The organism is Leptospira saintgironsiae (assembly GCF_002811765.1).
GTDB lineage: Bacteria > Spirochaetota > Leptospiria > Leptospirales > Leptospiraceae > Leptospira_B > Leptospira_B saintgironsiae.
Genome location: NZ_NPDR01000009.1, coordinates 15126 through 31558 on the forward strand (window position 1 = coordinate 15126; position 16433 = coordinate 31558).

The following is a 16433-nucleotide window of genomic DNA, read 5'->3' on the forward strand; positions in this document are numbered from 1 at the left end:
CAAAATTTCCATCGATTTTCGGCTGGAATCCTAAGGCTAAGAGAGGTCTAAAGCAGGTTCTTTATTTAATCTGGACTGGAAGACGGATATGGAAATCAGTACCCGAGCTGGACTTTTGAACATCCAGTTTTCCATGATTGGATTGAATGATCCCGTAACAAACGGAAAGCCCCATCCCTATCCTGGAGTCATCTGATTGTATCCTTTCAAAAGGTTGGAAAGCATTCTCAGGGTCTAACTCTCCGTTCAAGGTTCCTGAAAGTCGAATGTCCAGATATGGTCCTGAATCTGTTTTAGTATCTTCTAACCCTGCGTTAAAATGGATCGTACTTCCTTTCAGATCGGAGCCAACACCATCCGCATAAAAATATAAAAGATAATATAATACTTCTTTAATTTGATTCTGCTTTAAGAAGACATCCGGCATATCGGCTGGAATATTTTTTGAGATCTCAAGATTTTTAGATTTTAATAATTCGGAGATAATCCCTTCTACCCCGGCGAGAATATCATCCAACTTACACCAAACAGGCTCTTCATTATCAGATCTAGAAAATAAGATCAGATTTCGGATAATACCGGAGATCCTTTCTCCTTGCTCTATGATCACTCTTGCGTAATTTCGAATATCAGCAGGAAGGTCCTTTTTATTACGGATAATATTTCCGTAATTGATCACACCCATAAGAGGATTATTGATCTCGTGAGCGATACCCGCCGCCAATTTCTGGATGGACTCCAATCTTTTTTCGGATTGGATTACCTTCTCCATTTCCGAGATCCTTTTTTCAGATACGGATAGAAGGTCCAATTCGGAGAAGGTTACGATACTTCCTACAATACGATTTGCCTCATCTCTAATAGGCGAAACTCTGAATCCTACCCTGATCTTTCTATCATCCTTTCTAACAAGGACCGCTGGAATATATCTGAGATTATGACCTAAATTATCAGGATGTTCTCCTGAACCGATTTGAGTTTGGATAAAAGAAAGAACCACATCTCCGGGTTTTCCGAGAGCCTCTTCCAGGGTCCAGCCTGTCAGCTCTTCTGCAGAATGATTTAGAAATATAATATTTCCCTCGCCGTCCAGAGAGACTGCACCTTCCGAAATACTTTGGATCACATTCTTAAATTCTTTGCCACTTTCCTTAACAATTCCCAAACGTTTTTGCTGGCGAAGTGCGATCTCTATAGAAGACTTAAGTTGGTGATTCTGAAATGGTTTAGTTATATAAGCATAAGTAGAAGCCGCATCCATCGCTCTCATAAACGTGGAGTCGTCAGTATAGGCAGTCATAAAAACAATAGGAACGTCTTTGATCCTTTGGATATGTTGTGCAGTTTGTATCCCATCCATATCTCCTTCGATAGAGATATCCATAAGAACTAGATCTGGATCTGTTTCTTTAAAAATAGATTGAGCGTCTTGACCGTTCGCAGCGACTCCCGCAACCTTATAACCTAAATTTTGGAGAGTCTTTTGGAGGTTGAAAGATAGAAGCCACTCGTCTTCGACGATTAGAATATTCGGTTGTTCTGAAGAAGAACTCATGTTCGATAATAACATATTCCTGAAGTGGTAAAAACTGCGGCTCTCCCGTTATGCTCCCACGTTAGGAGTGAATTGGGAAATCCTTTTTTAGGAATATAATTGTTTCCGCAAAATTTTCAAAACTTCTCCTTAGATCTATTTTACCATTTTAGAATCCAGGAATAAATCACTGAATTCTGGAAATTTATATACAGTCCTATTTTATTGTTTTTTTCCAATTTTAGTCCTCATTTTTCCGCTCTTCCGACTAAAAGAACCAAAAGCTTGTCATAGTTCCGACCTCTTTTTTCCAAAAAAAGTCCTTGAATCGAAGCTCCGTCAAAACTACACTTTGGGCCTAGAGGTAGCCATGCTGGTAAAAGATATCTTGGAAAAAAAGGACCGAAAGATCCTCTCGGTGGAACCCAATACCACCGTTTGGGAAGCGATCCGATTTATGACCAAGTATGATATAGGTTCAGTGATCGTGCTGAAAGAAGGGAAACTCGCCGGTATATTTACAGAAAGGGATTTACTTCATTTTGCCTCCACAGATCGGGAAGCAGTATTCGAGAAAACAGTGGCAGATCTAATGTCCACTACATTGACTACTATGCAACCGAACGACCAAGTGGATGAAGTTCTTTCTATTATGCTAAAAAAAAGGATCCGGCACATGCCAATTCTGGATGGGAACAGATTGGTGGGGATAGTCTCTATCGGAGATGCTGTAAAAGCAAAAATCGCGAAAACAGAAGAAGAGAATAAAAACTTAAAAAATTATATATATAGTGAATCCGGATTTATCTGATCCTGTTTATTCTTTCTGCTCGGACACTCCCCGATTATCGAACCTTCGAGAAATGTAATAGAAAAATGCCCCGCCTGGACTATATCCAGGGGGCAAGTGGCTCACATTCGGGTATTCCCGTTAATTCCTAAAAAGTAATATCATTACCTAAACTCGCAACTCCGTTTTTTGGAAATCGGGTTGCCGGAATCACTTTTCCGGCAAGTATAGACTAAGGCGGCTGTCCAGAACGGGACTAAAAGACATGAAACTCCTTTTAATTATATTATTCGCATATTTAACGTATCGCTTTTTACAAAGACTCATGTTTCCCGGGAGAAACGAAGGTGCCGGTTTTAGAGTGGTGTACCCAGACAGAGAATATTCTTCTAGAGAAAAAGACATTTCCGCGAAGGGAAGAGTAGTAGAAAAGGGAGAATGATCCAAGGAATGAATGTCCGGTTTTCCTATTTTATAATTTTATTATATTCATTCTTCTCCTTTTCCTGTTTGGGAATGAGCGGAGAATTCGGCTGGGCTTTGGTGGATGAGACTAAACAAACTTTACTGGAGAAAAAATTCACCACTACCCAAGAGTTCACTCTTACTAGGGAAAAGTTGATCTTCCCTACAAACAAAACATTGGTATATCTTTATAAATTTTCCAGAACTCCTAATCCGGAAGCAGAAATTTATGTGAGTCTAAGTAGATTCCAAGTAGGCTTTAACGAGATAGAAGTAAGACGGAAAAGACCTGAAATTTCTAGCTCCAGTATCACAGGACATTTCCAAGAATTGATCGCAGGCAAATATTTAGTCAAGGTCTCCTATGAGGGAGAAGTGATCGATCAGGTAGAATTCAGAGTAATAGAACCAGAAGAAAGAGAAGAGGAAAAAGAATCCGGCGACGATATAGATAAATATACTAAGGCTAAAAAAACTTTAAATCAGTAAGTGTCGCCCGAAAGTGGATCCCTTGGATAAGGATCTCTTTGCATTCCATCTTCTAAAATTTTATTGATCCTTTCTATGTTTTTCAAAGCAAGATTGATCTCAGTTTGATTTCCTACTTTCAGGATCTCTTCATTCATTTTTTTGGATTGTCCATAATCCTTTTCGAATTCATATAATACGGATAATCTTTGCATCGCTCTTGGGCCTGGAGAAGTATCTAGCTTAGTGCGAATAATATCCATTTTTTCTTTGGATTCTTCCATCTCTAAACTTTTAAGTCTGTATTGTGCCATATCTTGGTCGTTTGTTCTTTCCAAGAGACCTTTTTTGATCCGCAATAATTCCTTTTTGCCCAAGGAATATTTCTCTTCTTCTAATCTTAGATTTTCTCTGAGTCGATCGTATGCCTGGATCGATCTGATAAGTTCTTCTTTTTCTTTAGGAGGTTTTTTCTCGTATCGATATAATTTTGAGATCCCTAAATACGCAAGGACCTCCATTCGAATTCTTTCCTGTGAGTCCGTAAAAGATAGATCAGAAGCAGTCGCTTTTTCCTGCTCCCTAATCTGCAGCCAGTCTTCGTAATATTTTTTTCCAGATTCTAAATTACCTAATTTGCTTTCGAAAAAATTCCCAAGTTCAAATGCATAGATCCCTTTTTTCTTTGGATCAGGCTCTGAAAGATAATATTTTTCATAAAACTCTGCAGCTAAAACATACTGTTTGAGTTCAGTATGCAAAGAAGCAATCGCACGATATACATACGCTATCTCTGCTGGAGTTTTATTTTCTTTTAATGCAAGTGCCAGAAATTTTAAGAAGAAGTCTAGAGACTTTGCTTTTTTACCTGAGGCCTTTAGCTCTTCTGCCAAAGCTAAAACTACTTGTGAATGTTCTGGATCTAAACGAAATGCCAGTTCGAGCAGTGCAGCATAAGCGAAGAAGTCTGTATTTCTTTTATAATCGAATAAAACAAAGATCCCCTGCCCGCTCACAGAGGTTTTATTCACCACTTTTAGTCTTTCTTTGTTTTCATTTTCCGAATCTTTTACGAGTTTTGCTAAGGTAAAAATTGTATCCGCGTCTTCTCTTGATTTTCTTTTGAAAAATGGATAATAATTATTCTCGAATGAATCTTTATAAGCACTGGCCGCTCTTTTTAATGAATCATCCGCATTTTTTACATTCTGTTTTGCAAGACTGATATCATTTGAAGTCACCTTCCGTGCATTTCTAGGAGGATTAGATTCAAAGATCAGATCCTTCTCCCTTGCAGAAGCAGCTTCTAAAAGATGGACTCTATCCTTTGCATTTTCCAGATCTAAAGTCGCTTTTTCTAATTCTCTTTTGACCTTTGCATGTTGTCTTGCTCTATCAATTTCGTTTGTATCGTATAATTCTCTCAGTCTTTCTTCCTTTGGAAATGATTCTTCCGTATGGGAAAAATCTCTGTATCTGAGAGCGGCCAAAGCTTCTTCCAATGCTTTGAAGTTTTGCTTCTTCTTAGCATGTTCTTGGCTGAGTAACCAATGTAGTTCGAATAAAATAGGAGAATCTCTAAGTTGTTGTCCCCCCGTGATCTTACCTAACATTTTTAAGATCAAAAGGCGAAGAGTATTTCGGTCTGTTTTTTCTGTGAAGATACGACCTAGTCTTCTTTCTTCTTCCGTTCTTTTTGGATCCACGAATTGAGCATAGTACGGATCTAAAACTTGACGGATCATTGTGATCGGATCAGAAGCAGTTTCTGTGTCGGAAGAGTTGAGTAGATTCTCCTTTAATGTTCGGAGAGTAGCTGGAGGGATTACCTCATGGGGAAGTTTATAAATACCTGCAGGATCTAATCTTTGGTCCTGCTCATCCGCCTCAGTTCGGACGCCTACTCCTAACCCAAAGATGATCAGGAGTATAACGCCCAGTTTCAGGCGGGCTTGTTTCATTTCGCCCCAGCACCCAACTCCGCTAATTCTTCAGATCCTAGAATTTTTTCGATATCGATCAGGATGATGAATCTATCGTCCTTTTTACCGACACCCGTGATATAACGGGAGGAAATTCCTTTGATAGAAGGAGGAGGAGGATTGATTGTTTCCGGAGGGAACAATGCTACGTTAGCTACCTTGTCTACGATGATACCGACGGATTCTCCGCCAATTTTTACCACGATTGCACGATCATAACCTTGCTCGTGGGTATGGGGAATACTAAGTTTCACACCTAGGTCCACCATCTTAACTACTTTGCCACGGATATCCATGATACCAGCGAAGTAATTTTTGGATCTGGGAACCTTTACCAGGTTATGGATCTTGATGATCTCATCCACAAGAACGATTGGAAGAGCGTATTCTTCCTCTCCCAAGCTAAATAGAATGTACTGGTGTTCGATTTCGGCGGACATTCCCCCTCCTTTAGAAACGGGTGAATCCGTAGTAATAAAAATACGATCCAGAACCTAAAAAAATTACAACTTTTGAGAAAAGCGGATCGCGTTTCCTCAGTATCCAGTCCAATCCGCCAAAAAGCAAACCGAAAACGGCGAGCGAAAATCCGAGTAAATAAAAATCCATGTATGCATACCAGATCCCTAGAGCAGACGCAAGGCCTAAGGAATAGTCCTGTAGATCTCCCCAGATCCTTCTTTTGATCCTGGTCCATAAGGGCTCTTTTTTCTCTCTTTGAAAAAATCTTTTCCAGGATCTAGGGTTACGATCGATTCCAAAAATATGATCGTACTTGGTAGAAATTTCCCAAGGTTTAAGAGTCCTTCTCTCCGGTCCTCCCAATGGTTCAGGAGAAACTCCGTATGCCCCACCCAAAATCTGCAGAGCGTCCTTATCAGGAAGAGAAGATAATAAGTCCCTAAATGGTGCAAATCTGGAATAAAGAGGATAAGATCTACCTGTGGTTAGGTCGGTCTCTTTTAGGATGGATCCATCTCGAATAGTGGAAACATAAATGCGGCCATTCTCCCCGGCGGCTTCCAAAGTAAGTCTGATCTTACGATCATGAAAATGAAAGTCGGCCTGGAGAATATCTCCATCTGGAGTTTTAGCTTGGTAGGATTTTGTATATCCTTTAGCTGGGGGAAACTCGGGTTTCCACCAACGTCTTAAAAGAGAATAGTCCTGGAAGGATCCCATACAGCAACATGATCGGCCAATTTTGAATTTTGCTTTAGGCTTTGATAGTTGCTAATTTCGAGTCGGGAGAGTTCCCGATGAGGATGGCGGGCGAAAAAGACCGGGTCTTCGATTCGATTTCCCGGTCTTTAGATATTATAAGAATATCTTATTTGCCTTTCTTCTTATGACGATTCTGTCTTCTTTTTTTCTTCCTCTTATGAGTCGCGATCTTTCTTCGCTTTCTTTTTTTACCGGAAGGCATTCGGTTCTCCTGATTCTGTTCCTAACCTGCCAGGAAATTATTCGGTGTACTTTTGTAAACCTTTATTTTTACGGATTTCAGCAACCATATTCTTAATATCACCTATTCCTTCTTTAGAAGCGATGAAGAGAACGTCTTCCTCTTCAACTACTACGATATCCTGCACTCCTAGTAATGCAGTGAATTCTTTTCTAGTCTGAGTGACGTTGTTTCCGGATTTATAAAATAGAATTTCTTTACCGATATGACGATTGCCTTGGTTATCTCCAGGCAATACTCTTTCCAATGAAAGCCAAGAGCCAACATCGTCCCAAGAGAAACTTGCTTCTACCATTCTAATACGAGCACTCTTTTCCATGATGGCGATATCAACTGGCTCGGAAGGAAGAAGTTTGAATGCTTCTCCCAAATCTCCCATCTTCTTGAATGGAAATCTGTCTTTAAGAGGTTTTAAAATTTTAGGAGAATGTTTTTCAAACTCATCCAAGATCAAACTTGTCTTCCAAAGAAAGATCCCCGGATTCCAATAGAAGTTTGCTTTTTTAATATACTTGAGAGCAGTTTTTACATCCGGCTTTTCGAAGAATGATTTCACTTCGAATCCATGTTTAGTCGGTTTTCCAGAAGCGATATAACCATAACCTACTTCAGGACGATTCGGTTTGATACCTAGTAAAACCAAATGTTCGTCTGCTTCTTTCAAAGCCTTTTGGATACTTTTTGCAAATTCTTTGTCAGAATTTACCCAAGCATCTGCGGAAAGTACAACCTGAACTGGATCTCCAAACTTCTCCTTAAAATATAAAGAAGCAAGAGCAATGATGGGTGCAGTGTTTTTTCCTTCAGGCTCTATGATAAAATTATTTTCTGGGAAAGTTCTTTCCTGAGCGAGGATCGCTTTTTTTAAAGTAGCGTTTGTTCCAATAAAAACTCTATCAGGACTTGTGATAGTATAAGCACGATTCAAAGTCTCTTTCAAAAGAGTGTTTTTAGAGTATACTTTCTGGAGTTGTTTAGGAGTAGAAACTCTGGATCTTGGCCAGAATCTTTCTCCCTTTCCTCCCGCCATAATGAGTACTACGGGTTTGTCTTGTGTCATTTATTCCACCTCTTTAGGTTTGGGGGCGGACTTTTTCTTACTCAAAGATTTAGGATCTCCAAAAACGGTATCAGAAGGAAGAAGTAGAACATCAACATTCTCTCCGATATTATCGTATAGTAGGAACTCTTTCATATCTGGATTCTTCTTTAGAAAATCCTTATATTGTTCCCATTTCTTTTTGGAAACTGCAAGTTTTGCTTCTTCTTGTATAGAGTAAGATTCCGCCTTTTTTAAGGCTTCTATTCTTTCTAACTTTTTAGCCAAAATATAGTTAGGATTACGGAATATATTCGCGATGAGTATCGGATCAGGAATATCCAGACTGATAATGCGAACCGATTCTATCTTAAGCCAAGGAATATCATTCGAGAGAATTCTCAGGATATCGTTTCTTAGGAAAGCAGAGATAGAATCTTTGTTTAAATTGATATTTTTCTCGTCTTCTATCCCCGCCCTAAGTTTGGACTGAAAAATATTAGAGAGATATTTTGCTCTTCCTTGGTCTGTTTTTCCTCCGGAGAGAAAAAACTTTTTAGATCCTTCTTCCTCTAGATGAAAGGATAGATCCAGTTTAGCTCTGATCTTACCTTCTTCCGATTTTTCGGAGAATAATCCGGAAGAAAGATCGTGATGGATCTCTAACTCTAAAGCCAATGAGTTTAAGGATTCTTTACGAACAGACTTATCCCAGAACTGGATCACTGCCGGTTCATAGGCAAAGCCCGGACCACGAACAAAGGAAACTAACTTAGAATCTTGCTCCCAGACAAGCAGGGCTTCTCCTTCCTTTATAAAAAAAAGCGGATAGGATGCCAGTAGGATCCCCGCTAATATAAATAGAATGAAAAGTGCCCGGCCTATCTTTCGGAACATTTAGGCGGAAGGAGCTTCTTTTGCTGCTTCTTCTGTATAAAGTTTGATTACTTTGGCAGGAATGATAGTGGAGATCGCGTGTTTGTACACCAAACTCTGCTTATTCTCTTGCTCAAGGACTATAGTAAAATTATCAAAACTTACCACTTTCCCTTTTAAAGGAACTCCGTTAAGAAGATAGATGGTCAATTCTAGTTTTTCTTTTCTAGCCGTATTGAGCAGTTGGTCCTGTATATTATTTTTAGCAGACATAGATTTTTATCCGTTTATATTTTTATCTTTTTATACGCTTCACTCGGATGGATCGGTTCCAAGATCTTTTGCTTTCGAAACCAAGTAATCTGACGTTTGGCGTAATTCCGATGAGACTGGCTTAAATTCCCAAAGAATGTCTCAAGATTGGACGTTCCTTTAATATTTTCAAGCGCGAAATTATAACCTAAGGACTGAAGACCGGGACAATCTTCACCGTATTTATCGGAGACCCTTTTTGCTTCTTCAGCCATTCCAGATTCTATCATTTTTTTGGCCCTGGAATCGATCCTTTCATATAATTCTTTTCGATCCAGATCTAAAAAGAAGGCCCCGAGTATATTCAAATTTTTGGAAATTAGGGCGCCCTTCCCCTCTTCCACTTTTAGTTCGGACCAAAGAGTTCCCATCCAATTTACTTCTAAGGCTCTTCCGTATCTGTAGTTATCGTTTGGAAAGATTTTTTGGAGAGCTTTAGGGTCCAATATTTGGAGCTCTTGGATCCTTTCTTCCATACTTAAGGATTCTACTTTAAGTTTTATTTCTTCAGTGATTTTCGGAACGGGAAACATTCCGTACAAAAAAGCATTTAAATAAAACCCTGTTCCTGCTGTTAAAACTGGGATTTTGCCTCTAGAAAGTATATCATCCAGGGCTTCTTCTGCCATTGTCACAAATTTTGCAGCGTCTATAGACTCGGAAGGCGAAAGAAATGAAACTAGATGGTGGGGGATTTTTTCGCAGTCTTCCTGGCTTGGGGCTGCAGTTCCTATGCTTAACTCTTTGTAGATCTGTCTGGAATCGAAGGAAATAATTTCAAAACGGGAAGGATCTAATTCTCTCACCAGAGCCGTTTTTCCGGCCCCGGTGGGAGCGGTGATGATCAGAATGGAATTGGAAAGGGGAATTATTCCTCCTCCTCTTCCTCGTCTTCTTCCTCTTCAAGAGGTTCTTCCACAATACCTTCTTCTTCTTCGAAACCTGCTTCGGAATCGTAGTCTAAGTTTTCTTCTGGAAACTCTTCTTCTTCCACTCTGGCCGCACGGGTCCTTGATTTAGAAGGAGGACGTTTACTTTGATCGGCTCCGCATTTAGGGCAGATTTTTACTTCTTTGTTTAGATCGTAGAATTTAGTTCCACAAGTATGACAGGTGAATTTTTTACCCAGAGGATTGAGGGAAGATTTGGATGCAGAAGACTTTTTAGTCGTCCCTGCAGGCTTGCCTGCGCTAGCAGCAACTTCCTTCTTCTTTGCCGGAGGAGTTTTTTTCTTAGGGGGGGCGCTTTTTTTCACCGGAGCTTTGGACTTCGGTGCAGCTTTTTTCTTAGCCGTTTTCTTAGCTGTTGCCATCGGAATTGACCATGCTGGAAGACACTTATTCCGATTCAAGCAGAAAAAGCGGTCAGAAATCTAGTTTCCGCTAATTTGTATTTTCTAAGAATTGGATTCGGAATACGAGGTTTATGGTCCATCTGAGCGTAAATGTAAACAAAATTGCAACTTTGAGAAATTCCAGAGGTGGAAATCATCCGGATCTGATCAACCTATCCAAATTGATTTTGGATTCTGGCGCTCATGGAATTACAGTTCATCCCAGAGAAGACGAAAGACATATAAAGAAAAATGACGTATTCGATCTGCGGGAGTTCCTCACGCTCTACAATAGGGATAAAAAGAAGAAGATAGAATATAATATGGAAGGAGAACCTTCTCCTCGATTTTTAGATCTTGTTCTGGAAGCAAAACCGGACCAGGCAACGTTAGTCCCAGTTACTCCAGGAGAGATCACTTCTGATCATGGTTTCGATTTGAAGAAGGACTCCTCAGAACTGAAAACGTATATCCGAAGGATCCAAGATGCAGGTATCCGGGTTTCCATCTTTATGGAAACGAATTTAGAGAATCTTAAATTAGTAAAGGATACCGGCGCAGATCGTGTAGAATTCTATACAGGTCCTTATGCCCAAGCTTTTGATCATTCTCCGGAAGAAGGTAAAGCTGCTTTCGAATCTTTCAAAAAAGCGGCGGAGTTCCTTCAGGCTCAAAAAATAGGGATTAACGCAGGACATGACCTAGATCATTTTAATCTTCCCCTATTCGCTCGTCTTCCGGGCTTGGAAGAAGTTTCTATCGGCCACAGACTAATGTCTTATGCACTTGATGTTGGTTTAGAAGCCTCAGTGAAAGAGTATCTAAAGGCACTAAGTTAAAAGAGACACAGAGTTAAAAAGAGACGCAGGGATTTTTTCACACAGAGGCACAAAGTCACGGAGGGGTGATTTTGCAAATAGTAAGCCAAAAAACTCAGTGTCTCTGTGACTCTGTGCGAAACCACCCTGTGCCTCTTACTTTCTTTGTGACTCTATTTCCTTTGTGTCTCAAGATCCGAAAGTTCTTTTGCGAGTTCCTTAAAAGAGGAATAATTCGAATCTTCAGAGAGTAATAAAAAGGCCGCTTTTTTTAAATTTGCGGAAAGTAAAGATGCCTCCGAGTTCGTTTTAGCCAATTCTTCCAGACTCGATTTAAAACTTAAAAGGTGTTTTTTGGCAGAAACCTGATCCTTTGTGGAAACCGCTTTTTTGAGTTCTTTCCAGGATTGTGTGGCCTTATTTCCTGAAACCAGATCCTTGGGAGTCCTGCCGAATTCTCCGCTCAGGTCCCAAACCTTCTTATAAGGATGGTTCTTCTCCAGAAATTTATAATATTCGGAAGAAGGTTTGATAGTATTCGGTTTTGCTTTTGAGACCAATTCCTTATCCAACCCACATTCTGCAAATATTCCCTTCGTTAAGGATTCTTTGGAAATGGACTGCATTTCTATGAGTTTGGAAACTGATTCGGAAGCTTCTGCAATATTCCCTTTTTTGCATGCTGAAATTGCAGTTTTATACAAAACTTCTTCCTGGTCTGCAAGTGCTGATTTTTCCGATTCCAATTTTAAAGAAGAAGAGAATGCAAGTTCTTGGTAAAGAGGATCATTTGGATCAGAATTTTTTGCTCTGACCGCATATTCCCAAGCAGATTGATTTTCTCCCAAAGAATCATATAAAATGGACAAATTATAACAAGCGAGTCCCCTATCTTTTCTCAAGGATCGACAGGAAGATTTTAATAAATCTAAAGAAGATTTTCTTTCTTCTTCTGTTCCGTAAAAATCTAGAATTGCCTGCTCTTGTATGAGTTCCGACCCGAACCTTCCTCCTCCAGGGACGGAAACAGAAGTGCAGTAAAAAGTTCCCACGAAGCAGAAAAAACCAAGAATACAGAACTTTTCCAAAGCTTTATAGAGTAAGAGATTTCGGGGGAATAGATTGACAATGCTTGTTCCAGGTGGAAAATGATCGAAAATCAACCTTACAAAAAGAGGACCCGATTTGAAAAGCTTGAGATCCCTCTCCTTATCCTTTCTTTCAGTTATCTTATGTACGAGCATCTTCTTCTGCCAACCTTCTTCCGGAAATTCCAAGACCACGGCAGATTTCACTCTCAAAGATTTTGACAGCGTAGTCAAGACCGTTGAGGGAAACTATATAGATAAAAATATAGATAAAAACCGCGCTTATAAGGACGCAGCAGTTTTTGCACTTCTATCTTTGCCTCATGGCCTCTATCTGTATCCGGAAAGTTATTTTACCGATCGAGAAAAATACGAAGAGTCGGATGATATTTTCCCGGGCAAATCTTTCAAACTTTCTCCGGAGGACAAATTTGTTCTATTCGATCCGGATTATAAAGAAGTAGAAAAGATCCGAGACAGAAAACTAAAAGAAGAGTCCAACAAACCTAAACTTTCAAATGACGAGGTTCTCAAGTTAGTCGAAAGGGAGAAGGTCCGTAAAAAAGTGCTCACCGCCAAATGGGAGCAGACCAACTTCTCCAAAAAAGACTTTGATAGAGTTCTTGCTTACCTCGAAAAAAATCTGCAAAACTATACTACCCCTCCGCTCAAAGATCCGTTTGGAGAAGAGGATACTAAAGATAAAGAACCATTCAGCATCAAGGATGTATATCTAGCTGCTGCGAACGGCTATCTTTCTTCCTTAGATCCGCATAGCCAAGTATTCCTTAAAGCTGCCTGGGAAGAATCCATGGCAAAAATCGAAGATGGAAGTTTCGAAGGAATTGGAGCAATCTTAAGTGGTGGTGGTAACAAAGAAGTTATCGTAGAAAACCCATTAGAAGGAAGACCTGCGGTTACTGCTGGTGTTCGCGCTGGAGATGTAATCCTTGCAGTAGATGGAAAATCCACAAAAGGAATGTTACTCGACAAAGTAGTTGAGAGGATCAAAGGAAAAAAAGGATCCAAAGTAACACTGACCATCCGCAGAAAAGGAGTGGCAGGAACATTAGCGATCGAAGTGATCCGAGACACAATCGAGATCAGGAATATCACAAGCAAGTTGATAGACAATCATCCTTATATTGGATATATCAAACTGACTGGTTTCGTAAAATCAGATCCTTCTGTTGATAAAGAATTCGTTCAACATTTTAAAGAATTAGAAAAACAATCTACTAGTAAAGGAACCAAACTTAAAGCATTGGTTCTAGATCTAAGAAATAACCCAGGCGGTTATTTGGATCTGGCAATTGATCTTGCAGATATGTTTGTAACTAACGGACTAATCGTTTCCGTAAAAAGTCCGAACAGAAGCCCGGAAGATTCTAATGCTGGCAAAAAAGATCTAACTGATCTGCCAGTTGCAGTTCTAATCAATGCAAAGTCTGCTTCTGCTTCTGAAATTGTAGCTTCTGCACTTAAACATCATGGTCGTGGTTTGATTTTGGGAGAGAGATCTTTCGGAAAAGCAACCGTTCAAAAACTGCAAGAGTTAAGAGGAAACGGAGCTTATTATATCAAACTTACTCAATCTAGATATTATGCACCTTCTGGAAATACGATCCAAGTAGTCGGAGTTAAACCTGATGTGGATGTTTCTTCTGAAGAAGACGGCAGTTTCCCATTCCATTATCGCGAAGAAAATATGTGGAATCACCTTCCTGAATTACCTTCTTCTGCTGAGGAAAAAAGCCATTTTGATGTGAAAAAATTGGAAGGCTGGGTGAAATCAAACGGACAAGCGGAGAAGTTCATACAAGAACATAAGAACGATCCGATCAAGCCTGATTTCCAATTGATCCGTTCCATAGATTACGTAGAAGCCCTTTTAAATACCGGCGCAAAACGTAAGTAATCTAATCTCGGCGGTGTGATAGCCGCCGACTCTGTAGAAATGCCAAGAATTAAAACCGATTTTTTAGTTATTGGGAGCGGTATTACCGGTCTTTTCCAAGCATTAAAACTTTCTAATGTAGGCGAGACTGTGATCGTGACCAAGAAGTCCGATTACGAGTCTAATACCAATTACGCCCAGGGTGGGATCGCCTCCGTTTTTGCGCAGGGAGACAAATTCGAGGATCATGTAAAAGATACTCTGGAATCCGGAGCTGGGCTCTGTGATCCGGAAGCAGTCCGAGTTTTGGTAGAAGAAGGCCCTCCTCTAGTCAAAGAACTTTTAGAATATGGTGTCCCATTCAACCTGAACCAAGAGGGCGAATTTGATCTTCATAGAGAAGGTGGACATGGAACAAATCGAATCGTCCATGCTCATGACAGAACAGGCCACGAGATCGAAAAAACTCTCCTTCAGATCGTAAAACAAAACCCAAATATTAGAATATTAGAATACCATACTGTGGTAGATCTGATCACTCCTCACCATCTCAAAAAGAAGGGACTGATCTGTTTCGGTGCATATGTTCTCTCCAATCAAACCGGCGAAGTAATTCCGATCCTTGCCAAAAAAACAATTATAGCAAGTGGTGGATCCGGACAGGTTTATTCTCATACTACAAATCCTAAGATTGCAACCGGTGATGGAGTTGCTTGTGCATATCGTGCAGGTGCTGAGATCAGAAATATGGAATTTTATCAATTCCACCCTACTTCTCTCTATCACGAAAAAGGAGATTCGTTTTTAATCTCTGAAGCAGTTAGAGGAAAAGGTGCGGTATTGCTTGGAATGGACGGAGAACCGTTCATGAAAAAATATCACCCGATGGCTGATCTTGCGACAAGAGATATAGTAGCAAGAGCCATAGACGCAGAAATGAAGAAGTCGGGAGATCCTCACGTTTGGTTGGATATCTCGCATAAACCAGCGGCCGAGATCAAAGAATCCTTCCCTTCTATTTATGCAAAATGTCTTGAGTTAGGAATCGATATCACTACTGATCCAATTCCAGTTGTTCCCGCAGCCCATTTCATGTGTGGGGGGATTGCAACAGACCTATGGGGAAAAACCAGAATAGAAAATTTATTCGCAGCAGGAGAAGCTTCCTGCACTGGAGTACATGGTGGAAACCGTCTGGCATCTAATAGTTTATTAGAATGTCTTGTATTCTCCAATCGTATCGCAGAAGAGATCCGCAAAAATCCGCCAAACTTCTTACCTGAGCATGAACAAATTCCTTCTTGGGATAAAGAAGGTCTAGTCAATACGGAAGAATGGGTATTGATCTCCCATGATCTTTCAGAGATCAAAAATACAATGTCCAATTATGTGGGAATTGTTCGCTCTAATCTACGTTTAGAAAGAGCAAAAAGAAGAATGGATCTGATCTATGCAGAAGTTAGAGACTATTATAACAGGACAATAGTTACAAATCCTCTATTAGAACTTCGTAATTTAGTATTGGTGGCCGAGTTGATTATCCGTTCTGCACTTGCCCGACACGAAAGTAGAGGACTTCATTATTCTACTGATTATCCGGAAAACAGATCCCCATCCAGACATGATACAATTCTGATCAATGACCTGGTCCATGGGGACCTGCAAGCGCCTCTTTAATTATCTTACGCAGCGAATAAAGTAACGGGAAGTCTTACTAAAGGATTCATCTTCCCCAAATCTATCTCTGGTGAAAGATACTGCTCTAGAAGTTTTACCCCCCACATCTTGCTCATTAGCTGTGGAACTCCAATAGAAAGACTCTATCGTATCCGGGAATTTCAAAAGCATGAAGTTACGACTATTAGAGCTTAAATATTTTAACTCTAAGAAACTAGCTACTCTCCAATTCGTATGACCACCTGTGTTATCATTTGCACATGAGTCTAAGGCTTCTGAATTTCCGGGAATCCCAATCGGAGATACATTTGTAAGAGTTTGAGGAATTCCTAATGTGTTACAAGAATTCAGATCAACACTACAATATTGTAATTCTTTTGCTCCGAAAGAACTTGGATTTGATAAAGTTCCGTTCGCTCCTCTACAACTGAAATTAGTGGCATCCCCACTGAATACTTGACCTTGGCTACAAGTCTTCCACATCAAACCACTAGTGGAATCTGATGTTGTTCCATCTCCATTGTTTGTGAAACTTTGGAAGAAGATCGCTCCTGCTATTAAGTCACTATCATCTTCTTCTCGGAAGCCGTAAGGACTACGATCTAATTTCTCTTCGCAACCCATCGCGAGCATGCTAAACGCGAATAAGGTGAATAATGATCTTATTATATAATATACTTTTCTCATTT

At 40.0% G+C, this 16433-nt stretch carries 17 protein-coding genes; 6 read left to right on the forward strand and 11 right to left on the reverse strand.

Annotated elements, in window-relative coordinates; all coding sequences use genetic code 11:
* Positions 1–61: 61 nt before the first annotated feature.
* Entirely contained in the window at positions 62–1555 is a 1494-nt protein-coding gene (locus CH362_RS16475; protein WP_100711417.1) for an ATP-binding response regulator, read from the reverse strand.
* A gap of 349 nt (positions 1556–1904) precedes the next feature.
* Between CH362_RS16475 and CH362_RS16480 the strand changes: the two genes are divergently transcribed.
* From CH362_RS16480 to CH362_RS16485, 3 genes are all read left to right on the forward strand, one after another.
* A complete protein-coding gene (locus CH362_RS16480; RefSeq protein ID WP_100711418.1) occupies positions 1905–2345 on the forward strand; it encodes a CBS domain-containing protein in 441 nt (146 codons plus the stop codon).
* Positions 2346–2589: 244 nt separating this feature from the next.
* The gene (locus CH362_RS19280; RefSeq protein WP_165780284.1) at positions 2590–2766 is read left to right on the forward strand and encodes a hypothetical protein; all 177 of its coding nucleotides are present in this window, start codon (positions 2590–2592) and stop codon (positions 2764–2766) included.
* On the forward strand, positions 2763–3278 hold the full coding sequence (locus CH362_RS16485) for an LIC_12238 family plasminogen-binding lipoprotein (protein ID WP_100711419.1): 516 nt from the start codon (positions 2763–2765) through the stop codon (positions 3276–3278). The genes CH362_RS19280 and CH362_RS16485 overlap by 4 nt, the downstream gene beginning before the upstream one ends.
* On the opposite strand, the gene CH362_RS16490 is transcribed toward CH362_RS16485, so the two are convergent.
* The 8 genes from CH362_RS16490 to CH362_RS16525 form a co-directional block, all read right to left on the reverse strand.
* Complete coding sequence (locus CH362_RS16490) at positions 3272–5218, reverse strand: hypothetical protein (protein ID WP_100711420.1); 1947 nt, start codon at positions 5216–5218, stop codon at positions 3272–3274. The two genes, CH362_RS16485 and CH362_RS16490, sit on opposite strands and share 7 nt — an antisense overlap.
* Positions 5215–5679, reverse strand: coding sequence for a chemotaxis protein CheW (locus CH362_RS16495; protein WP_100711421.1), 465 nt, complete (start codon positions 5677–5679; stop codon positions 5215–5217). Before CH362_RS16495 ends, CH362_RS16490 begins: the two co-directional genes overlap by 4 nt.
* A gap of 10 nt (positions 5680–5689) precedes the next feature.
* On the reverse strand, positions 5690–6421 hold the full coding sequence (locus CH362_RS16500; RefSeq protein ID WP_100711422.1) for a hypothetical protein: 732 nt from the start codon (positions 6419–6421) through the stop codon (positions 5690–5692).
* A gap of 281 nt (positions 6422–6702) precedes the next feature.
* The gene (locus CH362_RS16505; RefSeq protein ID WP_100711423.1) at positions 6703–7764 is read right to left on the reverse strand and encodes a mannose-1-phosphate guanylyltransferase; all 1062 of its coding nucleotides are present in this window, start codon (positions 7762–7764) and stop codon (positions 6703–6705) included.
* Positions 7765–8640, reverse strand: coding sequence for a hypothetical protein (locus tag CH362_RS16510; RefSeq protein ID WP_100711424.1), 876 nt, complete (start codon positions 8638–8640; stop codon positions 7765–7767).
* Positions 8641–8892 carry an RNA chaperone Hfq gene (hfq, locus tag CH362_RS16515; RefSeq protein WP_100707730.1) on the reverse strand — a complete coding sequence of 84 codons (252 nt, stop codon included), beginning with the start codon at positions 8890–8892 and terminating at the stop codon, positions 8641–8643.
* A gap of 14 nt (positions 8893–8906) precedes the next feature.
* Entirely contained in the window at positions 8907–9779 is an 873-nt protein-coding gene (gene miaA / locus CH362_RS16520; RefSeq protein WP_165780286.1) for a tRNA (adenosine(37)-N6)-dimethylallyltransferase MiaA, read from the reverse strand.
* 20 nt (positions 9780–9799) lie between these two features.
* Entirely contained in the window at positions 9800–10243 is a 444-nt protein-coding gene (locus CH362_RS16525) for a TIGR02300 family protein (RefSeq protein WP_100711426.1), read from the reverse strand.
* A gap of 113 nt (positions 10244–10356) precedes the next feature.
* Between CH362_RS16525 and CH362_RS16530 the strand changes: the two genes are divergently transcribed.
* On the forward strand, positions 10357–11103 hold the full coding sequence (locus tag CH362_RS16530) for a pyridoxine 5'-phosphate synthase (protein ID WP_100711427.1): 747 nt from the start codon (positions 10357–10359) through the stop codon (positions 11101–11103).
* Positions 11104–11255: 152 nt separating this feature from the next.
* On the opposite strand, the gene CH362_RS16535 is transcribed toward CH362_RS16530, so the two are convergent.
* A complete protein-coding gene (locus CH362_RS16535; RefSeq protein ID WP_100711502.1) occupies positions 11256–12134 on the reverse strand; it encodes a hypothetical protein in 879 nt (292 codons plus the stop codon).
* A 133-nt stretch (positions 12135–12267) separates the two neighbouring features.
* Here CH362_RS16535 and CH362_RS16540 point away from each other — a divergent pair, with 133 nt between their 5' ends.
* Together CH362_RS16540 and nadB are read left to right on the forward strand one after the other, a co-directional pair.
* Positions 12268–14088, forward strand: a complete 1821-nt coding sequence (locus tag CH362_RS16540) for a S41 family peptidase (protein ID WP_100711428.1) — start codon at positions 12268–12270, stop codon at positions 14086–14088.
* 39 nt (positions 14089–14127) lie between these two features.
* Positions 14128–15744, forward strand: a complete 1617-nt coding sequence (gene nadB, locus CH362_RS16545) for an L-aspartate oxidase (RefSeq protein WP_100711429.1) — start codon at positions 14128–14130, stop codon at positions 15742–15744.
* Here nadB and lsa25 read toward each other — a convergent pair whose 3' ends face one another.
* Positions 15745–16431: a surface adhesin Lsa25 gene (gene lsa25 / locus CH362_RS16550; RefSeq protein ID WP_100711430.1), complete on the reverse strand. Its 687-nt coding sequence runs from the start codon at positions 16429–16431 to the stop codon at positions 15745–15747.
* Positions 16432–16433: the final 2 nt, after the last annotated feature.

Excerpts from the sequence above, each read along its gene's own strand:
- CH362_RS16475 (WP_100711417.1), bottom strand. The coding sequence starts at position 1,555 with ATGAGTTCTTCTTCAGAACAACCGAATATTCTAATCGTCGAAGACGAG.
- CH362_RS16480 (WP_100711418.1), top strand. The coding sequence starts at position 1,905 with ATGCTGGTAAAAGATATCTTGGAAAAAAAGGACCGAAAGATCCTCTCG.
- CH362_RS19280 (WP_165780284.1), top strand. The coding sequence starts at position 2,590 with ATGAAACTCCTTTTAATTATATTATTCGCATATTTAACGTATCGCTTT.
- CH362_RS16485 (WP_100711419.1), top strand. The coding sequence starts at position 2,763 with ATGATCCAAGGAATGAATGTCCGGTTTTCCTATTTTATAATTTTATTA.
- CH362_RS16490 (WP_100711420.1), bottom strand. The coding sequence starts at position 5,218 with ATGAAACAAGCCCGCCTGAAACTGGGCGTTATACTCCTGATCATCTTT.
- CH362_RS16495 (WP_100711421.1), bottom strand. The coding sequence starts at position 5,679 with ATGTCCGCCGAAATCGAACACCAGTACATTCTATTTAGCTTGGGAGAG.
- CH362_RS16500 (WP_100711422.1), bottom strand. The coding sequence starts at position 6,421 with ATGGGATCCTTCCAGGACTATTCTCTTTTAAGACGTTGGTGGAAACCC.
- CH362_RS16505 (WP_100711423.1), bottom strand. The coding sequence starts at position 7,764 with ATGACACAAGACAAACCCGTAGTACTCATTATGGCGGGAGGAAAGGGA.
- CH362_RS16510 (WP_100711424.1), bottom strand. The coding sequence starts at position 8,640 with ATGTTCCGAAAGATAGGCCGGGCACTTTTCATTCTATTTATATTAGCG.
- hfq (WP_100707730.1), bottom strand. The coding sequence starts at position 8,892 with ATGTCTGCTAAAAATAATATACAGGACCAACTGCTCAATACGGCTAGA.
- CH362_RS16525 (WP_100711426.1), bottom strand. The coding sequence starts at position 10,243 with ATGGCAACAGCTAAGAAAACGGCTAAGAAAAAAGCTGCACCGAAGTCC.
- CH362_RS16530 (WP_100711427.1), top strand. The coding sequence starts at position 10,357 with ATGGTCCATCTGAGCGTAAATGTAAACAAAATTGCAACTTTGAGAAAT.
- nadB (WP_100711429.1), top strand. The coding sequence starts at position 14,128 with ATGCCAAGAATTAAAACCGATTTTTTAGTTATTGGGAGCGGTATTACC.
- lsa25 (WP_100711430.1), bottom strand. The coding sequence starts at position 16,431 with ATGAGAAAAGTATATTATATAATAAGATCATTATTCACCTTATTCGCG.